Source organism: Streptomyces europaeiscabiei (assembly GCF_001550375.1).
Classification (GTDB): Bacteria; Actinomycetota; Actinomycetes; order Streptomycetales; family Streptomycetaceae; genus Streptomyces; species Streptomyces europaeiscabiei.
This window is the reverse complement of the sequence record NZ_LRTR01000813.1, coordinates 1-4,104: the sequence shown is the minus strand read 5'-3', so window position 1 is coordinate 4,104 and position 4,104 is coordinate 1. Positions and strand designations below refer to the sequence as shown.

At 72.3% G+C, this 4,104-nt stretch carries 5 protein-coding genes and 1 pseudogene; 3 read left to right on the top strand and 3 right to left on the bottom strand.

Annotated features, from left to right (window positions below; all coding sequences use genetic code 11):
• The 3 genes from AWZ10_RS40355 to AWZ10_RS40345 all read right to left on the bottom strand — a co-directional run.
• Window positions 1-310: RNA polymerase sigma factor (locus AWZ10_RS40355; RefSeq protein ID WP_279616672.1), on the bottom strand; the 310-nt coding region annotated here is incomplete at its 3' end.
• 90 nt (window positions 311-400) lie between these two features.
• Window positions 401-1,015 carry a dihydrofolate reductase family protein gene (locus AWZ10_RS40350; RefSeq protein WP_060893553.1) on the bottom strand — a complete coding sequence of 205 codons (615 nt, stop codon included), beginning with the start codon at window positions 1,013-1,015 and terminating at the stop codon, window positions 401-403.
• A 186-nt stretch (window positions 1,016-1,201) separates the two neighbouring features.
• The gene (locus AWZ10_RS40345) at window positions 1,202-1,669 is read right to left on the bottom strand and encodes a DUF5709 domain-containing protein (protein WP_060893552.1); all 468 of its coding nucleotides are present in this window, start codon (window positions 1,667-1,669) and stop codon (window positions 1,202-1,204) included.
• Between the two features lie 202 nt (window positions 1,670-1,871).
• Here AWZ10_RS40345 and AWZ10_RS40340 point away from each other — a divergent pair, with 202 nt between their 5' ends.
• The 3 genes and pseudogenes from AWZ10_RS40340 to AWZ10_RS40330 all read left to right on the top strand — a co-directional run.
• The gene (locus AWZ10_RS40340; RefSeq protein WP_060893551.1) at window positions 1,872-2,777 is read left to right on the top strand and encodes a glycoside hydrolase family 16 protein; all 906 of its coding nucleotides are present in this window, start codon (window positions 1,872-1,874) and stop codon (window positions 2,775-2,777) included.
• An 88-nt stretch (window positions 2,778-2,865) separates the two neighbouring features.
• Window positions 2,866-3,630 carry an IclR family transcriptional regulator gene (locus AWZ10_RS40335; RefSeq protein WP_037690846.1) on the top strand — a complete coding sequence of 255 codons (765 nt, stop codon included), beginning with the start codon at window positions 2,866-2,868 and terminating at the stop codon, window positions 3,628-3,630.
• 233 nt (window positions 3,631-3,863) lie between these two features.
• Window positions 3,864-4,104 (top strand): annotated as a pseudogene (locus AWZ10_RS40330) (serine/threonine-protein phosphatase); the annotation flags it as partial.

Genomic DNA, 4,104 nt, shown 5'->3' with positions numbered 1-4,104 from the left:
CCGCGTGGTGGGCCCTGCGGCGGAACGCGTCGACGAGACGGCGTGCCGCGATCGTCCACAGCCAGCCGACGGCGGTCCCGCCGACAGCGGCCCCGGCGAACGCGCCCGCCGCACGCCACACCGCCAGATACGTCTCCTGCATGACCTCGGCGACGATCTGCTCGTCGGCGCAGCGGCGCCGCAGCCGAACCGCCAGCCACGGCGCGGTGCGCCGGTACAGCTCCTCGAACGCCGCGCGGTCGCCCCTGGCCACGAGCCGGACGAGGCGCTCCTCGTCCGGCTCGGCCGGTGCCTTCCTCACTGATCTCACACCGACTAGACGCGGGGCCCGGTCGCCGGGTTTTCCATCGGACGTGATCCCCGTCACACCACTGTCGCAGGCGGGTGACGGGCGAGGTGCTCACCTCACGAAGCGGTACTTCAGGTGGGTGGCGAGAGGGGTGTCGACCACCCGGACCGGTTCGAGGTCGCGGCGCCCCGCGCCCAGGTCGTCGAAGAGCCGCAGCCCCGCTCCGAGGAGTGCGGGCACGACGTGCAGCTGCAGCTCGTCGATCAGCCCCTCCCGGAGGTACTGCCGCACCGTGCTCGCCCCGCCCGCGATGTCGACGTTCCGGTCCCCGGCCGCTGCCCTCGCCCGGTCGAGGGCGCTGTGGACGCCGTCGGTGACGAAGGTGAAGGTGGTGCCGCCCTCCTTGACCAGGGTCGGCCGGGGCCGATGCGTGAGCACGAAGACCGGGGCCCGGAACGGGGGGTTGTCGCCCCAGAACTCCTCACCCGTGTCGTACATCGTCCGGCCCATGACCACGGCGCCGGTGGCGTCGAACCACTCGCGCATCAGCTCGGAGTCGCGGTTCTCCTTCCCACCGGTCATGCCCTGGCGCTCCCGCCAGCTCGCCAGCTCGTGGATCCACTCGAAGAGCGGCTCGGCGCCGTCGCCTCCCGGGTTGTCGAGGGCGACGCCGGTGCCGGCGACGTAGCCGTCGAGGGAGATGGCCATATCCGCGGTCACAGTCACGGTCACGATGGGTGCTCCTGAAAGTCCTGGGGTGTACTGCGGGTGTACTGCCTTCACCCTCACGTCGATCGGGAACCGCCGTATTCGACACGCCTGCGATGCGCCGGACCCGCTGCTGGGGCGCGGCGGTGACGCCGCCCTGACCGTGACCCGTCCCCCTCCGCCCCTCCCCACCCACTCGACCGGCTACGGCAGCCGGTCGTCGGGGACGACGTGCATCGCCGCCTCCTCCGCGCCCGCCGCTCCGCCGTCGATGCCCTCGTCCTCGGCCACGAGTTCCTTGGTGGTGTCCGTCCGCGTGCCCTCGTCCGGTGCGACCAGCCGGCCGGCGCGTTCCGAGCCGGCCTCCGCGTCGAGCGGTTCGCCCTCGCCGCCCGGCAGGTCGCCGATACCGTCCCCGGCCGGCGTCTCCACGTCGGGGACCTCCTGCCGCAGCCGGTCGTCCAGGGACTCCCCCTCGTGCTGCTCGGCCGCCGTGGTGCCACTCCTGGTGACACCCAAGGGCTTCTCCGGCGGCGAGTAGCCCTCGTCCAGCATGTCGTCGTACGTGCGCTCGTCGACCGCGTCCTGGAGATCCAGCGGGGCGGCGTCCTCCTGCTCCTCGTTGCCACCTGTGGGCTGGTAGGCGTCGTCCGCCCTGTTCTCGTCGCTCATGATCGCCTCCGGGGACGGTCGACTGTTTCCTGCCTCCGTGCGGAGTACCTGGTTCCCCGGAGGCGACACCTCCGGCACCACCACCAACGGAGTGTCGGCCTCCGGCAGGCACCCCGTCTCCGGGGATGGCGCCGGACCGGTCCTGCGGTGAGGATGCTCCCTCGCACCACCCATTCCGCAGTGGGTCGAAGGGGGCTTTCCGATGGGCTCGCACGCGGCACCGAAACGTCGTGGACGCGCACTGTGGCCCTCCACGGGTCTCCTGCTCCTGGTGACGCTCCTCGGTGTGCCGCGTGCCGAGGGAGCGCCCGTGTCGGCCGACGCCTGCCGTGCCTCGGGCACCGAACTGCCCCGAGGCGACTGCGGGCCCTTCTGGCAGGTCCTGGCGGAGGACTTCGACGGCGACCGGGTGCCGCTGGGCGCCTTCAGCGACTGCGACCACCGGGTCGACACGTCCGGCGCGCACTGCGGGGGCCTGCGCGGCGCGTACCGCGACGACTGGTGGGCCTACCCCACCGGCTGGCGGGACACGGCGAACGACCGGGGCCGGGACGTCGTGGGCGTCTACCACCCCGAGGACACCGTGAGCGTGGGCCCTGCGGCGAACGGCGACGGCAGGATGTACATCCGGATGTGGCGGCCCGCCGACGGAGGTCCCGTGCACGCTGCCGCGGTGGTACCCCGTGCCGTCATGCAGATGCGGTACGGCAAGTACAGCGCCCGTATCAGGGTGACAAAGCCCGCTCCGGGCTACAAGTCAGCCTGGCTGCACTACGGCGGGGGCTGCGAGATGAACCATCCCGAGGGCGAGTGGACCGGCGGCCTCACCGCCTTCCACCATCCCTGCGGCGGCGGCGAGCAGGGCTACTTCCCGGGGAGCGACGACTGGACCCGGTGGCACACCGTGTCGACGGAGTGGACGCCCGGCCATGTGCGCTTCTTCGTGGACGGCCGGCCGGTGGGGCACGACACCCGGGACGTGCCGGCCCTGCCCCTGTCGTGGGTGCTGCAGAACGAGAGCGCTCTGCAGGGGCCGGGCGCGGCTCCCGGCAGCAGTGCCCAGCTCGACATCACATGGGTCGCCGCCTACGCGTACGGATGGAAGTGATCGTCCTGCCCCTGCCAGGGGCGGCGAGGGCACAGGGTCCGGCCGGCCGGAGCTTGCCCGCGCCGCGCGCCCGGCGCACGCTGGTCGTATGGCTGCGCACGACGGTCCCGGCCCCACACTCATCACGTCCGTGCAGCGGGCCTTCCGCCTGCTGGAGGCGGTGAGCGCGCACGAGAACGGCGCGCCGGCGAAGCAGCTGGCCCGCGAGACGGAGCTGCCCCTGGCCACCGCCTATCACCTGCTGCGGACCCTGGTCCACGACGGATACCTGCGGAAACTGGGCGACGGCGGGTTCGTCCTGGGCGACAAGGTGCAGACGCTGCACACCACCGGCCGCGGGCAGGCGCTGCTCAGCCGGGTCCGCCCCACGCTCGCCGCGCTGCGGGACGAGCTGACCAGCGCCGCCTACCTCACCTTCTACGAGGACGGCGAGATCCGTGTCGCCGAGATCGTGGACAGCCCACGGGCACCCCGGGTCGACCTCTGGGTGGGGTTCGAGGACGCCGGGCACGCCACCGCGCTGGGCAAGTCGGTGCTGCGCGAGCTGGACGAGGAGTCCCGCAAGGACTATCTCTCCCGGCACCACCTGGCCGATCTCACCCCGCGGACCATCACCGACGCCCCGGAGCTGCTCCGGCGGCTGGACTCCTCCCCCGTGGCGCCGGCCGTCACGGACCTGGAGGAGTACGCCCTCGGGACGGTCTGCATCGCGGTGCCCGTGTACAGCGGGGACACGCTCGGCTCGCTCGGTGTCTCGCTGCGGGCGGACCGGCTCTCCCGGCTGCAGGAGGTCCGGGAGCGGCTTCTCCCGATCGCGAGCCGCGTGACCAGGGGCCTGTCACTCACTATCTGAAAACCGTGACCTTGTGGCGCCCGAGCCGATCCCCTTTCCTGGATGAAACGGACAATTCACGAGCTTAGGCTCCACTCACAAGTGAGGATCGCGGGCGATACATGAGTCAGACCCGAGAGCTTGGTGGCGGCCACGGGCCGATCCGGCCGTCCAGGAAGCGAGCATCCGCCCCAGGGAGGCAGGACCGCAATCGTGTCGCCGCGCAGTTGGCCTCGGGCACGCCCGTACTGCCTGTGCTGATCGTTTCCCTGGTCGTGGTCGTCGGTCTCCTCTGCGGAGCCGGGCTGACCTGGCTGCCGCTGCTCGCCGCGGGGCCCGCGCTGGCCGCCACCACCAGCGGGCCGCGCGGGGTTCTCTGCGTGGGTCTCCTCGCCGGGGTGCTGGGCGCGATGCTCGGCGTCCGGGACGGTGCGCCGGGCCGCGAGCTGGCTTCGGTACTGTCCGCGCTGGTGGCAGTCACCCTGGCCAGCGGCC